Source organism: Aliivibrio thorii (genome assembly GCF_057368585.1).
The window spans coordinates 982,812-1,008,102 of sequence record NZ_CM170654.1 but is presented as its reverse complement, the minus strand read 5'-3'; the positions used below and the strand labels follow the sequence as shown (position 1 = coordinate 1,008,102).

Annotated in this window: 25 protein-coding genes and 5 tRNA genes; 14 read left to right on the top strand and 16 right to left on the bottom strand. The window is 39.0% G+C overall.

Annotated elements, in window-relative coordinates; genetic code table 11:
* The first annotated feature begins 48 nt into the window (after positions 1-48).
* The 6 genes from AC2IP4_RS04620 (at position 49) to AC2IP4_RS04595 (ending at position 1,954) form a co-directional block, all read left to right on the top strand.
* Positions 49-139: transfer RNA gene (locus AC2IP4_RS04620), tRNA-Ser, on the top strand.
* A gap of 38 nt (positions 140-177) precedes the next feature.
* Positions 178-254, top strand: a tRNA-Asp gene (locus AC2IP4_RS04615).
* Between the two features lie 261 nt (positions 255-515).
* A tRNA-Ser gene (locus AC2IP4_RS04610) sits at positions 516-606 on the top strand.
* A gap of 38 nt (positions 607-644) precedes the next feature.
* Positions 645-721 (top strand) — tRNA-Asp (locus AC2IP4_RS04605).
* Positions 722-1,177: 456 nt separating this feature from the next.
* Positions 1,178-1,741 carry a carbonic anhydrase gene (locus AC2IP4_RS04600; protein ID WP_486310741.1) on the top strand — a complete coding sequence of 188 codons (564 nt, stop codon included), beginning with the start codon at positions 1,178-1,180 and terminating at the stop codon, positions 1,739-1,741.
* Positions 1,742-1,863: 122 nt separating this feature from the next.
* A tRNA-Ser gene (locus AC2IP4_RS04595) sits at positions 1,864-1,954 on the top strand.
* Between the two features lie 47 nt (positions 1,955-2,001).
* Here AC2IP4_RS04595 and AC2IP4_RS04590 read toward each other — a convergent pair.
* From AC2IP4_RS04590 to AC2IP4_RS04575, 4 genes are all read right to left on the bottom strand, one after another.
* Complete coding sequence (locus AC2IP4_RS04590; protein WP_486310600.1) at positions 2,002-2,817, bottom strand: 5'-methylthioadenosine/S-adenosylhomocysteine nucleosidase; 816 nt, start codon at positions 2,815-2,817, stop codon at positions 2,002-2,004.
* Positions 2,818-2,905: 88 nt separating this feature from the next.
* Positions 2,906-3,397, bottom strand: coding sequence for a GNAT family N-acetyltransferase (locus AC2IP4_RS04585; protein ID WP_105055060.1), 492 nt, complete (start codon positions 3,395-3,397; stop codon positions 2,906-2,908).
* Positions 3,398-3,567: 170 nt separating this feature from the next.
* Entirely contained in the window at positions 3,568-4,407 is an 840-nt protein-coding gene (locus AC2IP4_RS04580; RefSeq protein WP_486306591.1) for an isopenicillin N synthase family dioxygenase, read from the bottom strand.
* 264 nt (positions 4,408-4,671) lie between these two features.
* The gene (locus tag AC2IP4_RS04575; RefSeq protein ID WP_486310599.1) at positions 4,672-4,971 is read right to left on the bottom strand and encodes a hypothetical protein; all 300 of its coding nucleotides are present in this window, start codon (positions 4,969-4,971) and stop codon (positions 4,672-4,674) included.
* Positions 4,972-5,563: 592 nt separating this feature from the next.
* Here AC2IP4_RS04575 and AC2IP4_RS04570 point away from each other — a divergent pair.
* On the top strand, positions 5,564-6,229 hold the full coding sequence (locus tag AC2IP4_RS04570; protein ID WP_486310598.1) for a glycosyltransferase family 25 protein: 666 nt from the start codon (positions 5,564-5,566) through the stop codon (positions 6,227-6,229).
* A 448-nt stretch (positions 6,230-6,677) separates the two neighbouring features.
* Here AC2IP4_RS04570 and AC2IP4_RS04565 read toward each other — a convergent pair whose 3' ends face one another.
* The gene (locus AC2IP4_RS04565; RefSeq protein ID WP_486307318.1) at positions 6,678-7,118 is read right to left on the bottom strand and encodes a YcgN family cysteine cluster protein; all 441 of its coding nucleotides are present in this window, start codon (positions 7,116-7,118) and stop codon (positions 6,678-6,680) included.
* Positions 7,119-7,280: 162 nt separating this feature from the next.
* On the opposite strand from AC2IP4_RS04565, the gene AC2IP4_RS04560 reads away from it, so the two are divergent.
* Complete coding sequence (locus AC2IP4_RS04560) at positions 7,281-7,532, top strand: YkgJ family cysteine cluster protein (protein WP_375320855.1); 252 nt, start codon at positions 7,281-7,283, stop codon at positions 7,530-7,532.
* A 16-nt stretch (positions 7,533-7,548) separates the two neighbouring features.
* Here the strand turns inward: AC2IP4_RS04560 and AC2IP4_RS04555 are convergent, their stop codons facing one another.
* Both AC2IP4_RS04555 and AC2IP4_RS04550 read right to left on the bottom strand, forming a co-directional pair.
* A complete protein-coding gene (locus AC2IP4_RS04555; RefSeq protein ID WP_060991377.1) occupies positions 7,549-7,779 on the bottom strand; it encodes a TIGR02647 family protein in 231 nt (76 codons plus the stop codon).
* 139 nt (positions 7,780-7,918) lie between these two features.
* A complete protein-coding gene (locus AC2IP4_RS04550; RefSeq protein ID WP_375320856.1) occupies positions 7,919-8,812 on the bottom strand; it encodes a Tim44 domain-containing protein in 894 nt (297 codons plus the stop codon).
* A gap of 223 nt (positions 8,813-9,035) precedes the next feature.
* Between AC2IP4_RS04550 and AC2IP4_RS04545 the strand changes: the two genes are divergently transcribed.
* The gene (locus tag AC2IP4_RS04545) at positions 9,036-9,635 is read left to right on the top strand and encodes a TetR/AcrR family transcriptional regulator (RefSeq protein ID WP_375320857.1); all 600 of its coding nucleotides are present in this window, start codon (positions 9,036-9,038) and stop codon (positions 9,633-9,635) included.
* A gap of 23 nt (positions 9,636-9,658) precedes the next feature.
* Entirely contained in the window at positions 9,659-11,527 is a 1,869-nt protein-coding gene (locus tag AC2IP4_RS04540) for an MFS transporter (protein WP_486310597.1), read from the top strand.
* On the opposite strand, the gene menE is transcribed toward AC2IP4_RS04540, so the two are convergent.
* The 6 genes from menE to AC2IP4_RS04510 all read right to left on the bottom strand — a co-directional run bounded on the left by menE (position 11,507) and on the right by AC2IP4_RS04510 (position 18,649).
* Positions 11,507-12,907, bottom strand: a complete 1,401-nt coding sequence (gene menE, locus AC2IP4_RS04535) for an o-succinylbenzoate--CoA ligase (protein WP_486310596.1) — start codon at positions 12,905-12,907, stop codon at positions 11,507-11,509. The two genes, AC2IP4_RS04540 and menE, sit on opposite strands and share 21 nt — an antisense overlap.
* On the bottom strand, positions 12,895-13,869 hold the full coding sequence (menC, locus tag AC2IP4_RS04530; protein ID WP_375320860.1) for an o-succinylbenzoate synthase: 975 nt from the start codon (positions 13,867-13,869) through the stop codon (positions 12,895-12,897). The genes menE and menC overlap by 13 nt, the downstream gene beginning before the upstream one ends.
* A 77-nt stretch (positions 13,870-13,946) precedes the next feature.
* The gene (gene menB / locus AC2IP4_RS04525; protein WP_375320861.1) at positions 13,947-14,813 is read right to left on the bottom strand and encodes a 1,4-dihydroxy-2-naphthoyl-CoA synthase; all 867 of its coding nucleotides are present in this window, start codon (positions 14,811-14,813) and stop codon (positions 13,947-13,949) included.
* Between the two features lie 5 nt (positions 14,814-14,818).
* Complete coding sequence (gene menH / locus AC2IP4_RS04520; RefSeq protein WP_486310595.1) at positions 14,819-15,613, bottom strand: 2-succinyl-6-hydroxy-2,4-cyclohexadiene-1-carboxylate synthase; 795 nt, start codon at positions 15,611-15,613, stop codon at positions 14,819-14,821.
* The gene (menD, locus tag AC2IP4_RS04515; RefSeq protein ID WP_375320863.1) at positions 15,597-17,330 is read right to left on the bottom strand and encodes a 2-succinyl-5-enolpyruvyl-6-hydroxy-3-cyclohexene-1-carboxylic-acid synthase; all 1,734 of its coding nucleotides are present in this window, start codon (positions 17,328-17,330) and stop codon (positions 15,597-15,599) included. Before menD ends, menH begins: the two co-directional genes overlap by 17 nt.
* Positions 17,327-18,649, bottom strand: coding sequence for an isochorismate synthase (locus AC2IP4_RS04510; protein ID WP_375320864.1), 1,323 nt, complete (start codon positions 18,647-18,649; stop codon positions 17,327-17,329). The genes menD and AC2IP4_RS04510 overlap by 4 nt, the downstream gene beginning before the upstream one ends.
* Here AC2IP4_RS04510 and AC2IP4_RS04505 point away from each other — a divergent pair.
* On the top strand, positions 18,642-18,788 hold the full coding sequence (locus tag AC2IP4_RS04505; protein WP_181044580.1) for a hypothetical protein: 147 nt from the start codon (positions 18,642-18,644) through the stop codon (positions 18,786-18,788). The two genes, AC2IP4_RS04510 and AC2IP4_RS04505, sit on opposite strands and share 8 nt — an antisense overlap.
* A 248-nt stretch (positions 18,789-19,036) precedes the next feature.
* Positions 19,037-20,251, top strand: coding sequence for a pyridoxal phosphate-dependent aminotransferase (locus AC2IP4_RS04500; RefSeq protein ID WP_105055071.1), 1,215 nt, complete (start codon positions 19,037-19,039; stop codon positions 20,249-20,251).
* Between the two features lie 55 nt (positions 20,252-20,306).
* Here AC2IP4_RS04500 and AC2IP4_RS04495 read toward each other — a convergent pair whose 3' ends face one another.
* The gene (locus AC2IP4_RS04495; protein WP_375320866.1) at positions 20,307-22,070 is read right to left on the bottom strand and encodes an SgrR family transcriptional regulator; all 1,764 of its coding nucleotides are present in this window, start codon (positions 22,068-22,070) and stop codon (positions 20,307-20,309) included.
* 203 nt (positions 22,071-22,273) lie between these two features.
* On the opposite strand from AC2IP4_RS04495, the gene AC2IP4_RS04490 reads away from it, so the two are divergent.
* A complete protein-coding gene (locus AC2IP4_RS04490; protein ID WP_375320867.1) occupies positions 22,274-22,456 on the top strand; it encodes a hypothetical protein in 183 nt (60 codons plus the stop codon).
* A 19-nt stretch (positions 22,457-22,475) separates the two neighbouring features.
* Here the strand turns inward: AC2IP4_RS04490 and AC2IP4_RS04485 are convergent, their stop codons facing one another.
* Entirely contained in the window at positions 22,476-23,009 is a 534-nt protein-coding gene (locus tag AC2IP4_RS04485; RefSeq protein ID WP_375320868.1) for a dihydrofolate reductase family protein, read from the bottom strand.
* A gap of 24 nt (positions 23,010-23,033) precedes the next feature.
* Complete coding sequence (locus AC2IP4_RS04480) at positions 23,034-23,918, bottom strand: AraC family transcriptional regulator (protein WP_486310594.1); 885 nt, start codon at positions 23,916-23,918, stop codon at positions 23,034-23,036.
* Positions 23,919-24,113: 195 nt separating this feature from the next.
* Here AC2IP4_RS04480 and AC2IP4_RS04475 point away from each other — a divergent pair, with 195 nt between their 5' ends.
* The gene (locus AC2IP4_RS04475) at positions 24,114-25,262 is read left to right on the top strand and encodes an iron-containing alcohol dehydrogenase (protein ID WP_375320870.1); all 1,149 of its coding nucleotides are present in this window, start codon (positions 24,114-24,116) and stop codon (positions 25,260-25,262) included.
* The last annotated feature ends 29 nt before the right edge of the window (positions 25,263-25,291 follow it).

Here is a 25,291-nt window from a genome sequence, read left to right as displayed (position 1 = left end):
ATTTTATGCTTTACAAGAAGTAAGGATATTACTATTATTCACCGCACTGGAGGGATGGCTGAGTGGTCGAAAGCACCGGTCTTGAAAACCGGCAACCGTTAATAGCGGTTCTAGGGTTCAAATCCCTATCCCTCCACCACTTTTCAAAATTCAGATAGAGTCTGAGTTTTAAAAATTGGAGCGGTAGTTCAGTTGGTTAGAATACCGGCCTGTCACGCCGGGGGTCGCGGGTTCGAGTCCCGTCCGCTCCGCCAACATCAACGAAGCCTTGTCAGAAATGACGAGGCTTTTTTGTATCTGTCGAATATGAGTTCCCTCTCTACTAATCCATTGGTCATATCTAACTAGATCCCCATTATTCCCGGCCTATATTTATCCAGCTTAAGAGAACTCAATAATCAAACCTTCAATATTGCTTTAAACACCCTCAAATTGTTTAAAATTAAATCAAACAGAATATTTTTTAAAATTAGTACTTTACAACAAAAGTAGTTCAGCCTATTATGCTCGGCATTGGAGGGATGGCTGAGTGGTCGAAAGCACCGGTCTTGAAAACCGGCAACCGTTAATAGCGGTTCTAGGGTTCAAATCCCTATCCCTCCACCACTTTTCAAAATTCAGATAGAGTCTGAGTTTTAAAAATTGGAGCGGTAGTTCAGTTGGTTAGAATACCGGCCTGTCACGCCGGGGGTCGCGGGTTCGAGTCCCGTCCGCTCCGCCAATACAACGAAGCCTTGTCAGAAATGACGAGGCTTTTTTGTATCTGTTGAATATGAGTTCTCATCGATATCTGCATTTAATGACTAACCTTAGAATTCAAATCCCCCCCTCCACCACTTTCAAAACTCAGATAGAGTCTGAGTTTTAAAAATTGCTTAATTCCAATCAATAATGCCTTAAAAGTAAAACAAATTCTCAAGCCGTTTCATATAAATGGAAGTAGCTGTCTAAATTTAATTCAAAGCGTTTTAATCTCATGATCGTCTGTACTAGCCTGTCTCTTCATTAATAAAATAATAAGGACCTAAGTTCCATGAAAAAGATAATTACTACGTTAACGGCTTTAACCGCTCTATCTGCTAGTTGCTTTGTTTCTGCTTCTGAATGGAGTTACTCTGGTAAAACTGCTCCTGAGCACTAGCATGGAACCTGTCAGACAGGTGTTAACCAATCTCCTATAGATATTACTGGTGCGATTGAAAGCACATTAAGTCCTATCGTATTTAACTATGCTCAAGCTGGGAAAAACATCGTCAATAACGGGCATACAGTGCAAGTGAATTTTGATGGTAAACAATCGATAGAAATAGAAGGTAAAATATTTAATCTCCTTCAGTTGCATTTCCATGCCCCAAGTGAAAACCTCATTGCTGGTCATTCTTTTCCACTAGAGATGCATTTAGTCCATTCTGACAAAAACGGAAATCTCGCAGTTGTTGGTGTAATGTTGAAAGAAGGGAAAACAAATCTTGAATTGGCAAAAATTTGGTCAAAAATGCCTAAATCGGGAGAAGTGGATTTAGGTTCTAAAATTGATCTAACAAACCTACTTCCAAAGGAGCAAGCTTATTATCGATTTAATGGCTCACTAACAACACCACCATGCACAGAAGGAGTGACTTGGTTTGTAATGAAGAATCCAATTACGATTTCATCGCAACAATTAGCTCAATTTAAATCCTTGTACGAAGGAAATAACCGCCCTGTACAAACGATTAATGCACGTCCTGTTTTAAAATAAACGATAAGCATAACGAGATTTGCTCTAACTTTCATCGATATGATCGAATTTAGAGCAAACGAATTTTTAATTCAAAAGAATCCTTTACAAGAAGAACGGTTCCCACTATTATTCACCGCATCGGAGGGATGGCTGAGTGGTCGAAAGCACCGGTCTTGAAAACCGGCAACCGTTAATAGCGGTTCTAGGGTTCAAATCCCTATCCCTCCACCACATTCAAAGCCCTAGCAGAAATGCTGGGGCTTTTTTGTATCTGCTTATTACTTCTGCTCTGCAATCCACTGCTTCACAAAGTCAATAACGTACTTTTGATTCGTTACCGCTGTCTCTGGGTCAAAATCTTGATTATGTAAATCCGTGTTCGATAAGATTCGAATACCAATGAATGGAACTTTGTAGGCCTCAGCCACTAGGGCAGCTGATGAACTTTCCATTTCTTCTGCCGCCGTTTGATATGTTTTATGCAGCCAATTAATTCTAGCAACCTCACGGTTCCACTCATCAGCAGTACCAATCACGCCTTTCACGACTTTTCCTTTCGCTGGGTGTTTCACATTTTCATAGGCAAACTCAACAAGCTCTGATGCTGAATAAAACGCATCGTGCTCAACCAATTTATTTTCTTCTCTTAAACGCATAGTTACTGTGAAGTTTTTCCATTTCTCAGGCTGAATACCCTCTTCCTCTTTAGAGAACTCAGAGCGGTTCGCTCCCATGTTGAAACTTTTCGTTGCTAATACGATATCACCACGATAAAGCTCAGGATCATGTCCTCCTGAAGTCCCTTGGTTCACAATCATTTCTGGAGAGAAATTTTCAATCGCTAATGTTGTTGATGCAGAAGCATTTGCGATACCCACTTCAGTTCGAGATACAATCACAGGGTAATTATCTATTGTTCCCGTCCAGAACGTCCAAGACCCAAAAGTAACTTCTTGTGCATCTTTTAACTGCTCCACCATATAATTAACTTCAATATCCATCGCGCCTTGCAAAACGATAGGCTTTGACGCTGCTGATACAGAAAACGACAGAAAAACAAATAAACCAGTAAATAAATAGCGTAGGTATGACATGTATATATCCTAATTAATATTTTTATAAGTAAAAATTTTGGCGGATAATACAGGAAAGAGGAAGAAAAGCAAACGTTTGCCTGGTTATTTATGCCTCCGTAAATTTTTTAAGCATCCACACATCACAGCCATTATGCTCAGAACCATCAAGCGGTTTTAACAGTCTCCTAAAACCGAGAGTTTCATATAAGTTAATCGCTGATTTCATACTTGAAAGAGTGTCCAAGTAGCATTGAGTGTATCCAAACTCTTTGCCATATTTTAGCACTTTTTCTGCTATCGTTTTGCCAAAGCCTCTTCCTCGCGCTTCTGGTAGTAAAAACAATTTACGTAGCTCACAGACCGTATCACTACCATTAAATGGCGCTAAGCCACAGCCACCGACCACTCGCCCATCAAGTAAAAGAATGAGGTATTTACTCTTAAATGCGGGATTATAATGCTTACTCATTTCCAACACTTCATCATCAGAGGGACCAAAGCCCTCACCTACTGCGCCAAACTCAACACCAACGTTTTTAATGATGTAGCAAATATCGTTATCATGCTCACTAGCAATGCCAACAATTCGATATTCCATATCTTTTATCTCCACTAATCTTTCTCTCTCTTCATTATAGAAAAATATAAATACCTAATTGCGGCACTCTCCACAAAGTAGCTATAGAGGAACAATCTCGATCACAGTGACACAAAAAAGCGAGCAACCTAAATTACTCGCTTATTCATATGATTCTTCGCTGTTACTTATTAAATCACGCCTAGCTCGCGTAAACGTTCCATTAAGTAGCTATTTGCAGTATGACGCTCAGACAACACTACTTCAGGTTTTGGATGCAAAAACAGCGGTAATGAGATACGAGATTTCGTTTTATCTGCACCTTCTGGGTTAATTACACGATGCGTTGTTGATGGATAATAGCCACCTGACGCTTCTTGTAACATATCACCAATATTAATGATTAAATTACCGAAATCACAAGGGACATCTAGCCAATCGCCTTCTTTCGTCTTAACTTGTAATCCCGGCTCGTTAGCTGCAGGAAGTACTGTTAATAAGTTAATGTCTTCATGCGCACCAGCACGAATAGCACCAAGCTCTTCATCGCCTTCTAACGGTGGGTAATGCAGAACTCGAAGCAATGTTTTATCACTGTTTTCGACCATGCTAGAAAGCGATTGAGAGTACAATGCAGAAACATCTTCTGGTGAGTATTTTTCAACCCAAGACAATAACTCAGCGGCAAGTACATTTGCATTATCGTAATACTCTTGAATTTGAGTCTTCAATTGAGCAGGACATTGGCCTGTTGGGTAATAATGGTAGTACTCTTTGATGTCTTTTTTAGTGTGTCCTTTCGCAACTTCTGACACTGACGCTGGGAAAAAACCATCTTGCGTCTCTACATTGAAGTGGAAATTTTCTTTCTCTTCACTGTTGAAAAACTCATACCAATTATCATAAATACTTTGCACAAGCTCTTGTTGAATTGGGTGATTCTTCAATACACCAAAGCCTGTCTCACGCAGTGATTTAACAAACAGTTCGGCTGCATTCTCAGCAGTGTAATCAATTGCTTCTAATTTCATAATTATTATCTTATCGTTGGCTGACTGGTTTTTATAATATGTTTTATAATGTACTGTTAAATTGTATTAAGATGAGCAGAGAGCCTCAAGCGCTAATGTCTAAAAAAAGACAACAATTCGTTTACACATAGAAACACAACTATTCTGTGCGACAACATTAAAGGAAGCGAATAAACAAGATTTATTTCAGAAGAGGATTAAAGAAGTGATTGCCTTACCATCAGTGACAACAGCAGGCAATGTTAAGATGTTGATAGAACGGCATTATCTTGATAATGGCTCTAAAATTCCATTTCGAACTAAACCACGACGAACGTTTTTACACAGTTTGGCAAAGCTTTCGATCTCTGAGAAATTCGGCGTTTCTCCGCGTTGAACGTAAGACTCCCAATACAACAACTCACCTTCTACCAACTCAATCAACTTACGTGGGCAACCCACACAGGTATCACCGCATATCTGAGCTTCAGGCGCATCAAATGGAAAGTCTGCTTTCACCAACTCAATGATGTTAAGCATCGCTGTTTTACGATCAGGTTTTTGTGTTTTTGGTTTGTTGATCATTAGTTTCTGTGCGGGTAGTTGGTAACATGATTACACTGAACACATAAATAAAATTCAATATTTAACAATGAGTTAGCCCTCTATTGTAAATTAACTGTCGCAACAGTAATTACATATCAATAAGTTAGTTTTTTAGGAATCAAATAATAACCTGATATAAGATATTATATACCAAGAACTTGAACTGAGCTAACCAACAATTTATCAACCGTTGCCAGGACGTATCTAACACGATCGAATTATTTTTATCTCTTATTAAACAATCTATATCAATACGTACAACCAGCTCCTTTCACATACTCAATTCAAGTTATAAATTTGAACTAATAATAACGTAGAAACTAAAGGTTATGTTGATGCTAGCCTCATATGCATAATGTAGAAAAACCAACGTCGATATTGTTTTTTTAAGCATAAAAGATATCATTGATGACTCAAACTAAATTTTTTACAAAAGCGAATAAAAATCAGCCAATTTCGATACGGGCCTATCGATTAATTGGGATTCTAGATTGCATGAAAAGATATAAATAACATATTTGTCTAAGCAAATGTAAAGTTTCAAAACAAAAAAATAATTCGTAGGGTAATAATGAAAATATATATTTTAACGACTGGTAACAAAGACCGAATGTCAATGATGGAAAGACAATTAAATAGTCTGAATTTAAAGTTTGAATTTATTTATTCTGAATCGATAGAGAATTTAAAAAGAGAAAATTTAAATTACGGCGATAGGCAATTGTCTTTTAAATCGAGAAAGCTTTCTACTGGACAATTTGGAGCTTGGAAAGCTCATACATCAGCTTGGAGTCGAGTTGTTAACGATTTAGAACCTGCAATAATTATTGAAGATAACGCTCTCATACATCAAGACATAATGTTAGATGCTATAAAGTGTGAGACAATTAAACTCGGAATGGTTTCATTTTCTGAAACTGGTTGGCGTGAGAGTTCGACTGAACCATTCATAAAAACACATGGATTTTTTCCGTTATATGTTTATGGAATAACGCCATATTTTGCGGATATGCTACTATCTAGAGCGAGTAAAACAGGCTATTCAATGCAAATAGATACCTGGATTACCAAACGTCTATTATCTGGAATTTCGCCATTTTGTAGTAATACTGTTATTGGTTCTAGAATGCCGAGAAAATCCATTGTGACAATAGCGCAAAAAGATTTACCCAAAAAAAACAAAAGCATTAAATACAAAATAATAAGAATGCTAAATAAGAGAAAGTATAAGCTTTAGCTTTCATCCCCCTATCAACCGCTTAGGACATGATAAATTTCATAACTTGATTGAGATATGCGATGCTTTATTGAATACCAATGTACTATAAACCCATTAATTATAAGTAAATACCTCCTTGATACTAACCTAGTTTAATATCAGCACCTTTACACTTTAAAGGTAGTAAAAGTTAGCCTTATCACTGGTGGTCGATTTTTAGAAATAGCTAACCTAAAAGCTCTCAGCTGAATAAATACAAAAGCGAAGGGAAAGAAAACCGCACAGTGCCGATTAGTGAAACACTTTATGATGAAACTCACAAGGAAGGTACTGTAACTAAGAATTCCCTACCCCACCTATAAAATATCACTATATCTAGTGGTTACAAAATGGCGATAGATCTTCATAATATAGAGGGTTATTAATTGAAAAGAAAAATATAACCCTCTGAAAAAACTTGATTTACTTAGTTTCTGTGAGGATGATTCGTAATGTGATCTTCCCAGTTTTTCACATCAATCGCGTAAACAACCTTGTTTCTTACGCTTTCACCAGCGGCATGCATTGCTGATTTAGAGCCGGTGATCAGTGGGTGCCATTCTGGGATGTCTTTGCCTTCTGCCAATAGGCGATATGCGCAAGTCACTGGTAACCAGTTAAATTCAGCGATATTTTCACGGCTTAGTTTTAGACAGTTTTCACCAGAGGTAAAACGCTTAGCGTAATCTTTACACGAACACGTTTTGCTATTTAACCAGCTACATGCAACATTGGTGTAGTAAACTTCATCGGTATCTTCATCCATTAACTTGTGTAGACAGCACTTACCACAGCCGTCACAAAGAGATTCCCACTCTTGCTCTGTCATTTCTTCTAATTTTTTTTGTTGCCAATATTGCTCAGTCATTGCTTTACACTCGTTATGGGAAGAGGCGGTTTTATACCCATCTTGAGCTAAAAGTGCAAGTGGTTTACTAATCACCGAATAAGAATCCGGAGTTCTTTTGACCTGAAAGGGGAAGAGTGCTATTTTGCGCATCCTTTAATTGATATGCAATGAGATAGCGTTATGGAATGTAGATTATATTGCGGAGCTTGCTGTATAGCGCCAAGTATTACGTCATTTATTCCTGGAATGCCTGATGGAAAGCCAGCTGGTGTTCGCTGTGTACAATTAAACGATGAGAACTTATGCAAGTTATTTGGCAAGACTGAACGCCCAAAGGTATGTCATCAATTTAAAGCTTGCCCTGATGTATGTGGGTCAACACCTGAACAAGCTATTCAAACCATCACTGAACTAGAGTCAATGACGCTCTAACTTCTATGTATAGAAGTTACGATAAAACGCGAACTACGTTTTGTACTTGCTCTGAAATTTCAGTACCGTGACTTGTTAAGTAGCCACCGTCCTCTTGTGTTACCAAACCTTTCTCGAAAAGACGCTTCATTGCTTTGATTGCTTCGGGTGCTGCGTCTGAATGAACTTTTAAACCCGCTTGAGTGCTTTCTAGTGGGAATTGCTTGAGAAGATTCATTTCTTCAACGATGTCTTTATTAAATGGCATAATATATCTCTCTTATTTTATTAACTGAATTCAGCATAGACTGTCTTTAAAAGATTAAAACAGAGCTAGATCACACCTATAAAAAATCCCCATAGGATTACTCGCTATGAGGATATTTTTTAATCAAATTATTAAGCATTTAAGCTTGAATACCAATAATCAACCAAGGTGCATTAGGTTGTGTAAGATCGCGCTCTAAGTGCCAGATATCAGTAATGGCTTCTTCAACGCCCTCTACTGAATCACGGTAACGACCAGAGAACTGCAAACTTAGCTGTGCACTGTTTGCATCATGATCAGCACGCACTACTTCTGCATCAACAAACATTACATCTGTGTGCTGCGCACCTTCAAGATTTGCACGCTCTTGAACCAAGTCATTATACAGACTGATTGATACGTACTCTTGAATTGTCTCAAGTTGGTTATGGTTCCATGCTCCTTGCAAAATACGATAATGCTCACGAGAACCGTTGATGAAACCTTGCAGATCAAAACCTGGTGGATAGTTGTGCGGTACTTCATCAGCAGCTGGAGCACCAAAACCACCTGTAGGCTGTGATTGTGCTTGTTCACCTTGGAAATACTGTTGGTTATCACGGAAGCTTGGTTGCTCATTATGAGAGGCTTGTGGGCCGGCATATGCGGTCCCTTGCCTCTGATTGATGCTGCCTGCTTTCGATGCCATAAACATACGGAAAAGCTTAAACAGAACAAATGCAACACCCGCCATAATGATGATATCCATAAATTGGATACCTTCAAAGCCGCCGCCACCAAAGACTGATGCTAAAAGACCACCAACAAGAAGACCACCAAGTAATCCCCCCATCAAGCCTTTTTTGCTTGATGCGCCTTTAGCTGTATCTTGTTTACCAATGGTATTTGTATTTTGTTGTTTTTGTTTTGGTGCAGGTGCTGTTTTAAAGCTCTTACCAAATGATTTACCACCACCAAATTTCTTTGCTTCTGCATGAGGCGCAGAAAGAACAAAAACAAACATTAGGGCAGCAATAGATAGAAGACGTTTCATTGTCTATTCCTTTACTATATTAAAATAATTTGACCTGATAATAGCCTGCCTCGCTTCATATTGGGAGCATTAAAATACATGAGTATGTTTCAGAGTGTTAAAAACCCTCTATTTTATTCTCAACATTGTGCTTTGTGCCCTAATTGATAAAACTCTTACTTGAAGAATCGACAGATACATTTAAAATTAAGAACATTGTTCATAATTATCTAATTAGGTTTATATGGCTCGCAGAAACGACCATACCCATCACGAAATACGCCACATGGCCTTGGAGAATGTAAAGGTATTTCTTGGTGAGCATAGTCATCACGAACTTAGCTTAAGAAAACTGGCAAAAAGCATTGGCTACGTACCGAGTACGTTAGTTAATATTTTTGGTAGTTATAACTTATTGCTGCTGCGCGCGATTGCTCAAACCTTAGATGAGATTATGTTGCAAGTAAATCAAGGGCTCGAAAACAGCGCTACACCTGCAGAAGCATTAAAAGCCATTGCCTACTGTTATTATGATTTTGCTCAGCAGCACCCTAATCGTTGGCGTTTAGTATTTCAACATAATATGAATGGCGAGGCCTTACCTGATTGGCAAAAGAACCGTATTAGCCAAATGATGGGCGTACTTGAAGAGATAATTAAAACCATTAATCCAATTAAAGAACAAAATGAGATAGAACAAAGTAGTCGCGTTATTTGGGCCAGTGTTCACGGAATTACGTTATTAAGCTTAGATGATTTACTGTTTTCATCAACACCTATTGATGGTCATCTGCTCATTGATAATCTACTATTGAATTATATTAATCAGTGGAAGCAACACTAGCTTTATAATTAAAGGGATTTTTCATGGCGAAGCAAGCCAAACTCTTAACTCAACGTCGTTTTTTACCTTACTTCTTGACTCAATCTTTCGGTGCATTTAACGACAATATTTATAAGAATACCCTACTATTATTTGTCGCTTTTGCCAGTGTTGATAGTTTACCCATCTCTTCCAATTTATTTATTAACCTTGCTGCTGGTTTATTTATTCTCCCTTTCTTTCTTTTTTCTGCACCCGCAGGGATCCTTGCAGATAAATATGAAAAATCAGCGTTCATTAGGAAAGTAAAGCTAGCTGAAATTATCATTATGCTGTTTGGTGCTCTTGCTTTTATTCTTCAAAATTACACTTTACTGCTAATTCTTTTGTTTTTAATGGGAACGCAATCTGCCTTTTTTGGTCCGGTTAAATACGCCCTTCTTCCTCAACAACTAAAAGACGAAGAACTCGTTTCTGGTAATGCCTTGGTTGAAACAGGTACTTTTCTCGCTATTTTATTCGGGACTATTGCTGCAGGTTTTATCACATCACAAGAACATTCAGAATACATCGCAGCAGGTGCCGTCGTTCTATTTGCTATATTAGGGTATCTCGCTAGTCGTTCAATTCCTTATGCAGAAGCGCTTGCACCAGATTTACGTTTTAAATGGCAACCTATTAAACAAACAAAACAAACTTTCCGCATTGCCAAACAAGACCGTACTGTATTTCTTTCTATTATGGGGACCAGTTGGTTTTGGTTTCTTGGGGCAAGCTATTTAACACAATTCCCAAACTTTACACATTTACATCTCAATGATAATGCGATTACGGTAACCGTTTTATTAGCTTTATTTTCTATTGGAATTGCAATGGGATCACTTGGCTGTGATCTGTTATCCAAACACAGAGTCGAACTTGGTATTATTCCTTTAGGCTGCCTAGGCATTACCATCTTCGGTCTAAACCTTGCTTTATATACACCAGCATCACCGGTTGATATTACAGGCTTCATCACGATTTTTCGCCACCCTGATTTATGGCCTGTTTTTATTAATTTATTCTTTTTAGGGATCTCCGGTGGTTTATTTATTGTTCCCTTATACACATTGATTCAAAAACGTCCTGAAGCTAAACATCGTGCACAAATCATTGCCGCTAATAATATTTATAATGCATTGTTTATGGTTGCTAGCGCCATTCTAGGGATTGTATGCTTGTCTGTTTTAGAGCTCTCTATTCCTCAGTTTTTCATCTTGCTAGCCGCATTAAATGGCGTTGTCACACTCTTTTTACTCTGTAAAGTACCTGTCTTTGTCATTCGTTTTTTATTATGGGCACTCACGCATACGTTATATCGAGTTAAACACCAAGGTTTACAGAACTTACCAAAAGAAGGCGGCGCTTTATTAGTCTGTAACCATATTACTTATATGGACGCTTTTATTCTAAGTGGCGCGTGCCCACGCCCTATTCGATTTGTAATGGAAGAAGAGTATGCAGAATTACCTTTGGTTAAATACTTCTTTCGCCTAACCAAGGTAATTCCTATTAATGCGTCAAAAAGTGGCTCTATTCGTCGTGCATTTTTCGATGTCGAACAGGCGTTATCTAACGGTGAAATCGTGTTAATTTTTCCAGAAGGGGTATTAACTCACAATGGTGAAGTTGGTGCATTTTTACGAGGGATAGACATTATTTTGAAGCGTTCGCCAGTGCCAGTAATACCAATGGCATTATGTGGTTTATGGGGGAGCTTCTTTAGCCGTCACGGTGGGAAAGCGATATTAAAACGACCAAGTCGCTGTTGGTCAAAAATAGAAGTGGTAGCCGGAGAGCCCGTACCACCACATCTAGCTACATCAAGCGTAATGCGTGAAAAAGTAATTCAATTACGCGGTGATTGCCAATGAGTTAACCCACTCTTTTACTTGTGGACGGGAAATTTTCAAACCTGTTCCAAGTAAATGTTCTGGCATAGTTTCATAGCGAATTGGACACTCAAACTGAGTTAACTTCTCTTTTAAGAAAGAATGCAGTTCGTCATGGCTAATCGATTCTGTCGTTTTAATAACAGCAACAGGGCGTTGACCAAATTCGTCATCTGACACATCAACAACGATCACTTGTTCAATAGCATCATGTGCTAACAACGCTAATTCAATTTTTTCAGGGTGAATATTTTCACCACCAGAAATAAACATATTGTCAGCTCTGCCCTGAATATGAAGTTCTGCCCCTTCAACATGACCAAGATCATTACTTTGATACCAACCATCTTCATTGGTAATACTCATAACCCCAGCCGAACGGTAATAACCTAATGCTAAGGCCTCACCTCGAACCAAGACTTCCCCTTTTTCGATACGTAATTCACGATAAGGAAGTACATGGCCAACGCCAGATAGACCATCTGCCAACTTGGCTGTCACTGTGGAAGACATCTCTGTCATACCGTAGCCCAACCAACACTCAATACCATTTTCTTTAGCTCTATCCGTTAGCTCGGTTGGAATAACAGAGCCACCAAGTAAAACACGCTTTAAAGCCAGACGAGATGCGTCACTACTAGCAAGAATACGCTGCAATTGTGTTGGAACTAATGAGGCATGAGTGACCCCAGACAAGTCATTCAATAATCCATCTTCGGAAGGCATCACTAATGTCGCACCACAAAGTAACCAACGCCACACAATCGCTAAGCCTGATATATGAAATAACGGCAATGACAACAACCACGAATCAGAAGTATCAAACGGCATCCAACTTAATAATCCAGACGCTGAATGTAGGTGATTGCTTGCACTATGAGCAACCGCTTTTGGTAAACCAGTAGAACCTGATGTAAAGGTCAATGTGGCTAAACGAGCTGGTTGCCATGTCGTTGCAATAACACCATAGTCCGCATTAATTAATTGCAGATGATGCCACGTGCCTGAAATGGTTTCTTGCCCCTCGCCAAACCAAATATGTTTCGCTGAAATACTCGTTACAAGTTGATGCAATTTTTTTGTTGGCGTTTTTGGGTTGATCGCTGAAAAATGAGCTCCAATACGAATCGACGCAAGCTGCAACCAAATCAGCTCAATGCTATTTTTAGCGACGCCAACAACGACATCATCACGTTTAACGCCTTGTTGTAATAAGCCATTAGCATAACGGTTAATCTGCGTTAGTACTTCAGACCATGTCCATACGTTAACTCCATCACGAAGCGCGATTTCTAGTTCACGCTCTTCACCCCATTTAATCCAAGGCCATGTTGTGAAGAGTGGTGAGATCAGTTTTCCCATACGACGTTAAGCTCTGATAAAGTAATCATTGGTAATGTGCAATTAGGCCATGCGGTATCTAATTGTGCCTTAAACAAATCAATCGTATCTAATCCTGGGATAGTGTCAGGCGTTTTCCAAGCTGCAAGTCGTGCAAGCTGCGTTAATGCTAAGCTTGATTCAATGCTCGAACTGATCACTGCTTGCATTCCCAATTGATGAGCTTTCTCAATAAGTTCGATACATTTAGCAATTGAGCCTACCATTGTTGGTTTGATCACAATTGCTTTCACGCCGTCTTGGGCTGTTACTTCAAAACCATCATCGCGCACGGTTTCATCCCAAGCTATCGCAATGCCTGTAGCTTCAGTAAACTCAAGGCTTTCTTGTGGTGTATGACAAGGCTCTTCTAAGAACTCAATACGTGAGCGGAATTGTGGATTCACATAATTAGCAAACTGCTCTGCTTTTTTCGGTGTCCAACCACGGTTCGCATCAAGGCGTAAAGAAAGATCGGGGATCAGTTCTAAGAACATATTAGCAACCATGCCATCACGAATAGCTTCATATAACCCAACTTTAATTTTTGCTATTTTTCGGCCACTCATCTCATTCAGTTTAACAACTAAATCATCAGGATCACCAGAGCACAAAGGAGCAGCTTGATAGTTACCGTCTTGTGGTAAGCCGCCTTCAAGTTCTAACAGTGCCATGCTAAAGCCAAATGCAACTGATGGACAGTTCGCATCTAGATCTAACTCTTCACCATTTAGCCAAGCTTGAGTTACTGACTGTAGGTCTTCACGTGCTTGTTCTAAGGTTTCTTGATTAAATTCAGGCAGAGGAGCTATTTCCCCTTTACCAAAGCGTGCTCCATCACTTAGTTCAATAACCAATCCATCTCGTTGCTGAAGACGTTGTTCACGAAGGATAACTCCACTGTCCATAGGGAGTTGGTACTGATATATCTTGGCTGTTTTCATCTGTTACTCCAACCAATAAAAGAAAAAAGAGACTCAACCGAGCCTCTTAAACTTATGAAGATAAGTGATCGTATCGCTTATGGATTACGAGGAAATTTGTCGAAATCAGGACGGCGCTTTTCATTAAATGCATTACGGCCTTCTTGACCTTCTTCAGTCATGTAGAACATCATTGTCGCGTTACCCGCCAACTCTTGAAGACCCGCTTGACCATCACAATCTGCATTTAATGCTGCTTTTAGACAACGTAGTGCCATTGGGCTATGTTGTAGTGTCTCACGGCACCAACGAACGGTTTCTTTCTCTAAATCAGCAACAGGAACAACTGTATTTACTAGGCCCATGTCCAATGCTTCTTGAGCATCATAAAAACGACAAAGGAACCAGATTTCACGTGCTTTCTTTTGACCAACGATACGAGCCATGTAAGAGGCACCCCATCCACCATCAAAAGAACCTACTTTAGGGCCCGTTTGACCAAATTGAGCATTCTCTGCTGCGATAGTTAAATCACACATCATATGAAGAACATGACCACCACCAACAGCATAACCTGCAACAGCAGCAATAACTGGTTTTGGACAAGTACGAATTTGACGCTGGAAATCCAATACGTTTAAGTGGTGTGTACCACTGTCATCGCGATAACCACCGTAATCGCCACGGATCTTCTGATCTCCACCTGAGCAGAACGCGTCTTCACCTAAACCGGTAAGAATAATAACGCCAACTTTCTCGTCATAACGAGCATCAGCTAATGCATCAATCATCTCTTTAACCGTACCAGGACGGAAGGCGTTACGTACTTGTGGACGTGCGATAATGATTTTCGCAATGCCGTCAGCCGATTTATGATATTGAATGTCTTCGTATTGAGCGGTGCAGTCTGTCCAATCTACTGGAGCGTAAAGTTCTTGTTCTGAAATGCCAACAGTTCTTGCCATGGGTTTTATTTCCATTGTTGTAAGAATGTATTAAGTACATGTGTAAAGCGTTCGGGCTGTTCCACATGAGCGTTATGACCCGCCTGAGCAATGATTTGATACGTTAATTGACTTTGCTCAGCCAAGTGTTGAAATTTGTTATCTGCTTCGCCGCAAATATAAAGCATAGGAATGGTGCTACGATGTAAAGCATCAAGCAAGTACGGTTGCTTAGCGAGTGACGTCGATCTCAACATCATTCCAATTGAGTGACCAAGGTTATCACTTCTTTTAGTGACTAAAACTTGTTTTTGCTCAGGGTTTAGTGAAGAAAATACTTTTTGTTGATACCAAGTGTCTAAAACATCAGCAATGGGTTGTTGCTCAAATCGTTCTGCCCATTGAATATCGTGATTAAGTCGAGCTCGTTTATCTTTCTCTGAGCGCAAACCAAAATTGCCACCTTCAATACATAAACCACAAAGAGAAATTGATGACGGCAATTCAAAGTACGAACTCAAATACATAGCCACTCGCCCACCTAAAGAGTAACCAACAAAAACAAACGATTGATACGGTGTTTGCTGCAATGATTCAACAATAAATTGGCATGTTTGCTCAAATCCTAAAATTTCATCCAATACTATTGATTTACTCAGTCCATGCCCGGGTAAATCAATCAATAACACAGGATATGATTGAGCAATACCAGAAACAACCTCATCCCAATCTTGAGTTGACCCTAATAACCCATGCAAAAATACGACACAAGATTGCGTCGTATTTTCTTTTGGCACACTTAATTTAGAATAAAGTGGCATGTTTAATCGTTTGGAATAAACGAGTTAGCTCTTCACCCACTTGGCCCGATGGTGTGTTAATTTCAACTAAATGAAGCCCCTCTTTAAGGCCCTCATTTATCATAGACATAGCACAAGTTAGTGTTTCTGGCCTATGGTAGTTCAAACTAAACATCTCTGCGGCATAGCTAAACTCTAACTGATGCGGCATACGATAGAAGTCATCTTTTTTCTTCTCATCAACAGGCAATAAATCAAAAATACCGCCACCATCATTATTCATTACAATCAATACAACGGGAGCCATTGCTTGCTTTAGTAATGCTAATGAATTCAAATCGTACAGCAATGAGGTATCACCAACTAACACCAATAAAGGCTGTTGATTTGCCAACTGAACACCAACGGCCGTAGCAACAAGCCCGTCAATACCTGACGCGCCACGATTGGTATAGGTATGTTGTTGGTTTAATTCTCCAACCATATCTAACAATCGAACAATTAAGCTATTACCTATAAACCAATCACACGATTCAGCTTTTTGGCCTATGCTAAGCGCAAAACTTAATTCTGATAATGTTTCACTATGACAAACCATTGAACGCGCTAACGTGAGCGCATTTTGTGAAGCAACTTTAAGTGACTCACTCCACTCTAATAATGGTGCGTGATCAAAGAAACAACCTCGCTCCTCTAAACTTTGGGTATGTACCTGACACCATATCGTGATCTCTGCACGATAACGTACATGAGAATGATAACTTGCATCGAGTAATTCTGCGTGTGGGTCAATCAAGTAATAATCTTGTTGGTATTTTTCTAACCATGCAGCTAAGCGTTTAGAAACTAAACGAGCTCCAAATTGCAATACGCACTCCACATCAGCAAGCAGCTCTTCACATGCCTGATTTTGCAGCCACAAATCGTAATGAGCCCACGATGAGTAATAACCTGATTGTGGGTCTGCCAACACTGGCCAACCTAGCTCTTTTGCTAATGCCGCAGCCGCTTGTGCTTCTTCTAACGTCACTTTACCAATAATAACCATCCCTTTCTTTTGTGCTACTTTCATCCATTGAGGTGATACGGTCACATTTGAGGAATAGGTCGGTTGTTCAATATAAGGAGAGAATGCAGCTTTCCACGCTTGAATAGGTGCAAGATAATCACGTAGAAGATCTTCGTCTTTTTTACCATAAAACGGTTCAGGAAAAGGACAGTTAATATGAATAGACCCACCCTGTTGTTGCTGTGTAAAGCATGCTTGATCAAGTCGACTTAATAACCATTGTGCAGGAACATTAAGACTTGGTGAAGGCAATTGTAGAGAATGACAAACATGAGATGTAAATATACTTTGCTGATTGATTGCTTGGTTTGCACCACAATTAATTAACTCAACCGGTCTGTCAGCAGTAAGCAACACCAGTTTTTCTTTTGTTAGACCCGACTCCGCGACAGAAGGCAATAAATTAGCGACAGCTGTTCCAGAAGTAACAATAACAGCAACTGCTTCATTTGAGGCTTTGGCAATACCAAGCGCTAAAAAACCCAACCCTCGCTCATCAAAATGTGTATGAATAGATAAATGTGCGTGCTCTGAAGCAGCAAGTGTTAATGGGGTTGAGCGAGATCCCGGAGCAATACAAATATGCTTCACTCCATTTCGAACTAACTCTTCAATAATCAACTCAGCCCAAACTTGGTTTAGCATTATTTGCTGCTCTGGTTGCATCATGCGACTTGCGACTCCGTGATATCTGAATTTATAGAAATATCAGATTCTAATAAGGTACATAACGTGGATGTTTTTCTATCTAACTCTTCCCATTCGCTGCTTGGCTCAGAACCTGGAACAATCCCTGCGCCAGCAAACAAATGTAATTTATTTCCCATCACTAATGCGCTTCTAATCGCAACACAAAATTCACTGCGTTGTTGACTTAAAAAACCAACGGCACCGCTGTACCAACCGCGGGCAAAAGGTTCATTATCAATAATAAAGTCCAATGCTGACATTCGAGGTAATCCTGCGATAGCTGCTGTGGGCTGCAAATTATCAAGCAATTGTGAATCACTACAATCACTGTTTATTTCAGCAGAGATTGGGCGTTTTAAATGTTGAACTTTACGCAGTTTCACTAGCTCAGATGTTTCAGCCACATTCATAGACAAGCTAAACTTAGATAATCGATTAACAATGTCATCCACCACTAGGCGGTTTTCATATTGGTTTTTCTTATCTGAAATTAACCATGATGCTAATTGATTATCTTCTTCTTCGTCATACCCACGACCAATAGTTCCTGCTAACGCTTCAGTTTTTAGTGCATAACCATTACGTACATATAGGCGCTCTGGTGTTGAGCCAATGAAGCAGTGTTCACTGTCTAATGCCATCATAAAATGGAAACTGTGACTATTTGCTTTACGACTGGCTTTCAAAAACTGCGCAGAAGATAAATTTTGATCTAACGTCAGTGTCGTTTTTCGTGCTAGCACTACCTTCTCAAACTGTTTATTTGAAATGGCCGTCAGTGCTTTATTGACCATATTGGTCCAATCCGCTTTTTCTGGCGTATTGATACGTTGTGTCACTCGACAATGTAATTCAGACAACGAGATAAAACTCTCAGATAATTTATTTAATGTCGATAGCAAGCGACTATTGTCTTCTGATAAGTTCACCATGATCTGCCATGATGACGCTAAACGTGAGATCTCAACTTGCGGCAAAAAGAAGAATGATGACATGCAACGACGATTACGCTCGGTACGACCATCAAACGAACGTCCTCCCCAAATGCGCTGTTGTGGAGCTAATACTTGTTGTGCTGCACTTGGGTCTGTGAATGTTTTTACTTGGCCTAATACCGCGACTTCCTCTTGGCCATCACGAGACTGCCAATAAAATTTAGGGTAAACAGGTTGAGCTTCAAGCCAATCAATCAGTTGATCACCAACAGACCAATCTAACTCAAGACAGATCGTATGAAATGACGTTGCCTGCGCTATTTGATGACGAATCGATTCAATGGCATTTTGAAAAGTGGACAAATTAACCTCTCTTGATCGTTTTCAGCCATCATGGCACCGTATTGCACAAGCGGAATTGCTTGTTATTTCCTTGTATGAATTGGTGATTCTAGCAAAAGGTGACAAAATAAAAAATAATTCACATCAATTGTATGTATAAAAAATAAAACTCTTATCAAATTTTTATTTTTTGTGAAAATCTAAAACAAAGTAAATTATCCTTTATTTTGCCTAATTCCGCTCATAATCTCTACTTTCACTACAAATGAATCAGAAACTCCCCATAAATTAGTAGGAAATATTGTAGAGCCCTTTTTTACATGATTATTTTCTAAAAATTATTTCTCAGTCTCCTAAAAATAGTGTAATTTGGTGGTATAACGTTTTTCATTTTATCAGGGTTTCACCATGCAAAATATTGGAATGTCATCAAAACTTAGCAGTGTATGCTACGACATCCGCGGTCCAGTTCTTAAACATGCTAAAAGAATGGAAGAAGAAGGACAGAAAATTCTTAAACTAAACATCGGAAATCCCGCCCCGTTTGGTTTTGATGCCCCTGATGAAATTCTTGTTGATGTAATTAAAAACCTACCAACATCACAAGGTTACTGTGATTCAAAAGGCATTTATTCTGCTCGTAAGGCGGTCGTTCAACACTATCAACGCCGTGGTTTATTAGATTTAGACGTTGAAGATGTATACATCGGTAACGGAGCATCTGAACTTATCGTAATGGCAATGCAAGCGCTATTAAATAATGGTGATGAAATGCTGGTTCCTGCACCAGATTATCCATTATGGACAGCTTCTGTTGCGCTTTCTGGTGGTAAACCAGTTCATTACATGTGTGATGAAAGCGCTGACTGGTATCCTGACCTTGATGATATCAAAAAGAAAATCACGCCAAATACCAAAGGGATTGTATTAATCAACCCGAATAACCCAACGGGTGCGGTATACAGTCGTGATTTCTTATTGCAAGTCGTTGAGATTGCCCGTCAAAACAATCTGATTATCTTTGCCGATGAAATTTACGATAAAGTACTTTATGACGGTGCAGTTCATACGACTCTTGCTACTCTTGCTCCTGATATTTTAACTGTAACTTTCAACGGTCTATCAAAAGCATACCGTGTATGTGGTTTCCGTGGTGGTTGGATGTTCTTGAATGGTCCTAAAGATCACGCTCAAGGTTACATTGCTGGTTTAGACATGCTGGCTTCTATGCGCTTGTGTGCCAATGTACCAATGCAACACGCAATTCAGACTGCATTAGGTGGTTATCAAAGTATCAATGAACTTCTGCTTCCTGGTGGACGTTTACTAGAACAACGTGATAAAGCATATGATTTAATAACACAAATCCCTGGTGTAAGTTGTGTTAAGCCAAAAGGCGCAATGTATTTATTCCCGAAACTTGATCCAAAAATGTACAAAATCAAAGATGATCAGAAGTTTGTACTGGATTTCCTAATTAAAGAAAAAGTATTGCTAGTGCAAGGTACTGGCTTTAATTGGCCAAAACCGGATCACTTCCGTATCGTAACACTGCCTCGTGTTGATGATTTAGAAACAGCAATTGGTCGTTTAGAGCGTTTCTTACATACTTATAAACAATAACTTTTCTAGTTAAAATAAAAATGCCTGCATTCAATGCAGGCATTTTTTATTCTCATTAATCCTCAGTCCACACATCTTGAATCGCAGGCCAGCCCCACCCTGTAATAGAAACCCCTTTAAGCACGCCCTGAAAACGTAGAGTCTGTCTATGATGAAATAAAGGCAATAACCTATAGTCACTGATCATACTTGAAGCAACAGATTCTAATTTCCCTAAATAATCCGCTAATTGACTCTCGCTTCTAATATTAATTAACTCTGCTTTCAACCACACCTTAATATCAGCAGAAAGGCTTTGATGTAAAATTGGATTGGATAAGAGCCAACGATATACAGATGTAGGGCGATTATCATCTAAATCTAAGCTAGTTAAAATGATGTCTTCAAGCAATGTATTTTCTTTCGCCTTTTGATAAAAATCATCAAACACATAACTATTAACTTCACACTTAATTCCAACCTGATTTAATAGCTCGATAATAATGCTCGCGCATCTAAACAAAGCTTGATGGTCAAATACTGCAATGGTTAAAGTATCAGGTAACTCTTGTTTGTCCGAAGGAGAATGAATCGTTTTCATCCAATGCTGAAGTAAATTATACGCAGGCACAGCTTCTATTTTACCTCTAGATTGGACCAATTGTTCCTGCAATTTATCAGGCGCTAAAATCTGACTTAAATATTTACGCTGTAATAATGATAACCCTGAATTATGGTTAAAAAGTGCAAGTAAACATCCATCTTCAATTCGTGTTCTTACCTCATTATTTTTAACTTTTTTATTGTCTTCATTCTTTTCAAGGTAATGGGTGCATTCCCCTTCTTTACTTAAATCAGCACCACCGCTTTTCATTCCTATTTTGCCTAATGAATCTCTCATCACCTTCCATATAGTGACCGTATCGGCCAATGCTCTACAGCCATAATATCGGTCAAAAGCCTGCAGTTGTAATCGAGTTTCTGAATGCTCTTCTACTTGAAAAGCACCACTACCGACAATTGCTTTTGATGAAAATAATTGAGAGACAGGTTGAATAGAATAACGAGCATCCGCCAGTAGTCCGACAAAACCAAAATCAGGTTGATCTAGTTGAAATTGAATACAGTGAGAATTGCTTGCAGATATAGCGACAACATGTGCCAGTTCGTCTTGATATTCCGGCAACACTTTTAATTTTTGGAATAGTTCCACAATGCATTCTGCGGTAATGGCACTTCCATCATGAAAAGACAAATCCGGACGTAAATAAAAGCGCCATTGATACGATTGTTCATTATAAACCCAATGATGTGCCAATTGAGAAGAAAGTACCCCATTGCTGTCACACTGAGTTAAACAACAATAAACCTGGCGTAAAAGAAAGCGTTCACTGTTTCTTAAAGAACGATGTGGTAATAATGTAGAGAAAGAACGGCGATAAGTAAGTTGAATATGTAGTTGCCCTTCACGTCGAACCACACCAGATGTGTTTTGGAGTAATGCACCAAACAAAGCACGATCATTGTTGATTAAAGATAAGGCTTTTTCATATTTACCATTCGAGATCATTATCTTAGCTAATTCTGACTTTAGCTCGTCAATGTGAAAGCTTAAGTAAAGAATAGACCGCTGATTTCGACCCACTTTCGGTCGCCATTCTAGCCAACCTAAACGACTCATTTCTTTTAATATCGTACGACAATGCCTCGCGCTGGTAAAAACGAGATCGGCGACCTCATTTAAGGTAATTAACACCTCAGTTCTAACACCTAATTTGACCATTCGGAAATAATACTGAGCTAACTTATCTTCAATCAAAATATCACCTATCTTTAGCAACCAACATCCTCATTTAAAGAAAATACAGCTAATTTGAGTAGATTTACAGCTAAAAATAAAGATAACAGGAAGAAAAAATAAAAATACCCTCTCTTTTTTACTTCCTTATAATTTGAAATAATTTGCTTATACCAATGTAGCTAATTAAATGATCAGGTAATTAATAGAATTGGTATTATTCAATAATAACTGTAGGTTCTATTATGAAATTATTATCAACAACACACACAACAGCCCTTAAAGACTATTATCAATCGAAATTAGTCATAACAAAAAATTGGCTTGAAGTTGAGGCTATTTTATATATGTCTTCACTACTCAATCTCAACTCTACAGAAATAAATAACGAGGAGTTAAATGGCAAAAATAAGAATATTCAGGACTAAATTAATGATCAAAAATATTTCAACGCTCTCGTATAAAATGGTTCTGAACGATAGCACCAAGAAAGGAGCCACTCTTGACGAACTTAAAATTTAAGGGAGCGTTTAAATCACCAAATAGCGGAGAACCGCCACCTAAAAGCACAGGTATAGTAGTAATAATTAACTCATCAATCAGATCTTCTTTTAAGAAATTCTGAATGGTTACACCACCATCAATATATAAATTTTTGAATCCTTTTGCATGAATATCCGCCAATACTTCTACTAGCGCACCTTTCACTAAAAAAATCTTATCTTCATATCCTTCAGGCACTGAAGTCATCGTGGTGCTCAATACAAAAACAGGTTTTGAGTAAGGCCAATCGATACCAAAGCTCAATACCATATCTAACGTATTGCGCCCCATCACCAACGCATCAATACTATCTATATGCTTAGCATACCCCATGTCATTGCCTTCTGGGTTAGGGATGGTATGTAACCAATCTATCCCTCCATTTTTATCCGCGATATACCCGTCTAAGCTTGTTGCTATAAATACGACATTTGACATATTTAAATTCCTATTTTATCTAAACTAAGCGACGCACCCTTTAGGTGTCATATTAAAATGACGTTTAAACTCTCGGCTAAATTGTGATGTACTGGTATAACCGACAGAATGAGCGGCATCATTAACACGTCGCCCTTCTAGTTGAATCAACTCTTTGGCTTTGTTTAAACGTACTTTTTTTAAATATTGTAGCGGAGACTCTAGCGTGACTTTGCGAAAAGCAGAATGAAACGCAGAAACACTCATATTCGCTTCTTCTGCTAGATGCTGAACAGTTAACCCATCGGCATACGATTGATGCATTTTATTCATCGCTTTAGCCACTCGAGCATATTGCCCATCATGATGTGCTAAGTTGAATAATACATGCCCTTCTGTACCAGTAAGAACCCGATATACGATCTCATTTAATAGAGATTCACCGAGTAACTTAGTATCAAGATCACTGTGTAACGCCAACATTAAGCGCTTACAACTATCAAGCATGTCATCAGCCATTTTTACTGATGTTAGCCCAAAACCATCTTGATTCGATTTGTCTGGAGCTTGAAAATTAGCGACCTCAAGCTCATTAACTAAGCGATGAAGTAAGGTTGAATCAACATTAATTGTTAAACCAAGTAATGGGCTGTCATCTTCAGGAAAGGCTTCACATTCTAATGGCATTGGCACACCGACAACCAGATAATCGTCAGGCCCATAGTGCACAGGTTGATTGCCAATATGAATATGCTTGTGCCCTTTCCCCATGACAATAATGCCTGATTGATAGACAAACGGTTGTCGTTGATTTCCTTTACTACTTCGGTAAAACCACACGTTTGGTATTGCAGTTTCTCTAATACCTTCCAGATCATTAAAACCATAACGATCGGCATAACTTTGCATTAATTCACCAAGAGATTTCATCACCGCTCCTTTATCTTATCAAGATCACATCTATCAATTTCTTTTCCCAAAATACCAAAAATTGTAGAAATAGGCAATAAAAATGCAGAAATTCACCTTTCTAATACCACCATTGAATACTAATATGCACTTATTGAAATAATAAATTCTGTCGCAAACAGAATATTCACCTTTTGGAACCAATGAGGTACAGCAATGAAATTCTCTTATGTTAACCCTACTCAAATTCATTTTGGCCAAGGTCAAATCGCAGCAATCGCTACATCTATTCCACAAGATCAAAAAGTATTAGTCATTTATGGCGGAGGTTCTATCAAGAACAACGGTGTTTATGACCAAGTGGTTACAGCATTGGCTAACCATTCTTGGATTGAGTTTTCAGGTGTTGAGCCAAACCCAACAGTTGAAACATTAGATAAAGCAGTTGCTATCGCTAAAGCTGAGAACGTTGATTACATTCTTGCTGTGGGTGGGGGGTCTGTCATCGATGGTTCGAAGTACGTCGCTGCAGCAACAAAATACGATGGTAACGGTTGGGATATCTTAATTGGTAAACACACCGTGATAGAAGCGGTTGCTTTAGGTGCTATTTTAACGCTCCCTGCGACAGGATCTGAATCGAACTCAGGCGCGGTTATTACTCAAAAATCAACACAAACGAAACTGCCTTTCATGGCGGCAGCAGTACAACCAAAATTCGCAGTGCTTGATCCTGATTCAATGAAAACACTACCAGAGCGCCAATTAACAAATGGTTTAGTTGATGCTTGGGTTCATACCTGTGAGCAGTACCTAACTATGCCTGTGGGTGCAATGGTTCAAGATGGCTACGCTGAAACTCTACTTCGTAATCTATTAGTTCTTGGTGAGCAATACGAAAACCGTGACAACAACGAATGGCGTTCAAATCTAATGTGGACAGCAAACCAAGCATTAAACGGTTTAATTGGTACTGGTGTTCCCCACGACTGGGCTACTCACATGATTGGTCATGAGCTAACAGCCCTTTATCATGTAGATCACGCTCGTTCTTTATCTATCATTCAACCGTCTTTACTTCGTAATCAAATCGAAGCAAAACGTGCGAAACTAGAGAAAATGGGTAAAAACGTATTTGGCTTAGACGCTTCTGATGATTTAGCAGAACGCACTATCATTGAGATCGAAACGTTCTACCACAGCCTGAACTCTCCAACAGAATTAACTGAGCACGGTGATGATAAAGCAACAGCAATTGATGCAATCATTAAACAACTAGAAGCTCATGGTATGGTAGCTCTAGGTGAAAACCAAGCAATCACTCTTGAGGTATCTCGTCAAATTCTTGAAGATGCAGTGAAGTAAACCTAACCTAATTTAAGAATACGACTAAA

What these genes read in the sequence shown, in the direction of transcription:
- AC2IP4_RS04480 (WP_486310594.1), bottom strand. Translation starts at nt 23,918, where the DNA reads ATGAAATCTCTTGGTGAATTAATGCAAAGTTATGCCGATCGTTATGGT.
- AC2IP4_RS04590 (WP_486310600.1), bottom strand. Translation starts at nt 2,817, where the DNA reads ATGTCATACCTACGCTATTTATTTACTGGTTTATTTGTTTTTCTGTCG.
- menE (WP_486310596.1), bottom strand. Translation starts at nt 12,907, where the DNA reads ATGGGAAAACTGATCTCACCACTCTTCACAACATGGCCTTGGATTAAA.
- AC2IP4_RS04565 (WP_486307318.1), bottom strand. Translation starts at nt 7,118, where the DNA reads ATGACTGAGCAATATTGGCAACAAAAAAAATTAGAAGAAATGACAGAG.
- AC2IP4_RS04550 (WP_375320856.1), bottom strand. Translation starts at nt 8,812, where the DNA reads ATGAAACGTCTTCTATCTATTGCTGCCCTAATGTTTGTTTTTGTTCTT.
- AC2IP4_RS04560 (WP_375320855.1), top strand. Translation starts at nt 7,281, where the DNA reads ATGGAATGTAGATTATATTGCGGAGCTTGCTGTATAGCGCCAAGTATT.
- menD (WP_375320863.1), bottom strand. Translation starts at nt 17,330, where the DNA reads ATGATGCAACCAGAGCAGCAAATAATGCTAAACCAAGTTTGGGCTGAG.
- AC2IP4_RS04570 (WP_486310598.1), top strand. Translation starts at nt 5,564, where the DNA reads ATGAAAATATATATTTTAACGACTGGTAACAAAGACCGAATGTCAATG.
- AC2IP4_RS04475 (WP_375320870.1), top strand. Translation starts at nt 24,114, where the DNA reads ATGAAATTCTCTTATGTTAACCCTACTCAAATTCATTTTGGCCAAGGT.
- AC2IP4_RS04555 (WP_060991377.1), bottom strand. Translation starts at nt 7,779, where the DNA reads ATGCCATTTAATAAAGACATCGTTGAAGAAATGAATCTTCTCAAGCAA.
- AC2IP4_RS04585 (WP_105055060.1), bottom strand. Translation starts at nt 3,397, where the DNA reads ATGGAATATCGAATTGTTGGCATTGCTAGTGAGCATGATAACGATATT.
- AC2IP4_RS04485 (WP_375320868.1), bottom strand. Translation starts at nt 23,009, where the DNA reads ATGTCAAATGTCGTATTTATAGCAACAAGCTTAGACGGGTATATCGCG.
- AC2IP4_RS04540 (WP_486310597.1), top strand. Translation starts at nt 9,659, where the DNA reads ATGGCGAAGCAAGCCAAACTCTTAACTCAACGTCGTTTTTTACCTTAC.
- AC2IP4_RS04545 (WP_375320857.1), top strand. Translation starts at nt 9,036, where the DNA reads ATGGCTCGCAGAAACGACCATACCCATCACGAAATACGCCACATGGCC.
- menC (WP_375320860.1), bottom strand. Translation starts at nt 13,869, where the DNA reads ATGAAAACAGCCAAGATATATCAGTACCAACTCCCTATGGACAGTGGA.
- AC2IP4_RS04490 (WP_375320867.1), top strand. Translation starts at nt 22,274, where the DNA reads ATGAAATTATTATCAACAACACACACAACAGCCCTTAAAGACTATTAT.
- menH (WP_486310595.1), bottom strand. Translation starts at nt 15,613, where the DNA reads ATGCCACTTTATTCTAAATTAAGTGTGCCAAAAGAAAATACGACGCAA.
- AC2IP4_RS04500 (WP_105055071.1), top strand. Translation starts at nt 19,037, where the DNA reads ATGCAAAATATTGGAATGTCATCAAAACTTAGCAGTGTATGCTACGAC.
- menB (WP_375320861.1), bottom strand. Translation starts at nt 14,813, where the DNA reads ATGGCAAGAACTGTTGGCATTTCAGAACAAGAACTTTACGCTCCAGTA.
- AC2IP4_RS04580 (WP_486306591.1), bottom strand. Translation starts at nt 4,407, where the DNA reads ATGAAATTAGAAGCAATTGATTACACTGCTGAGAATGCAGCCGAACTG.
- AC2IP4_RS04575 (WP_486310599.1), bottom strand. Translation starts at nt 4,971, where the DNA reads ATGATCAACAAACCAAAAACACAAAAACCTGATCGTAAAACAGCGATG.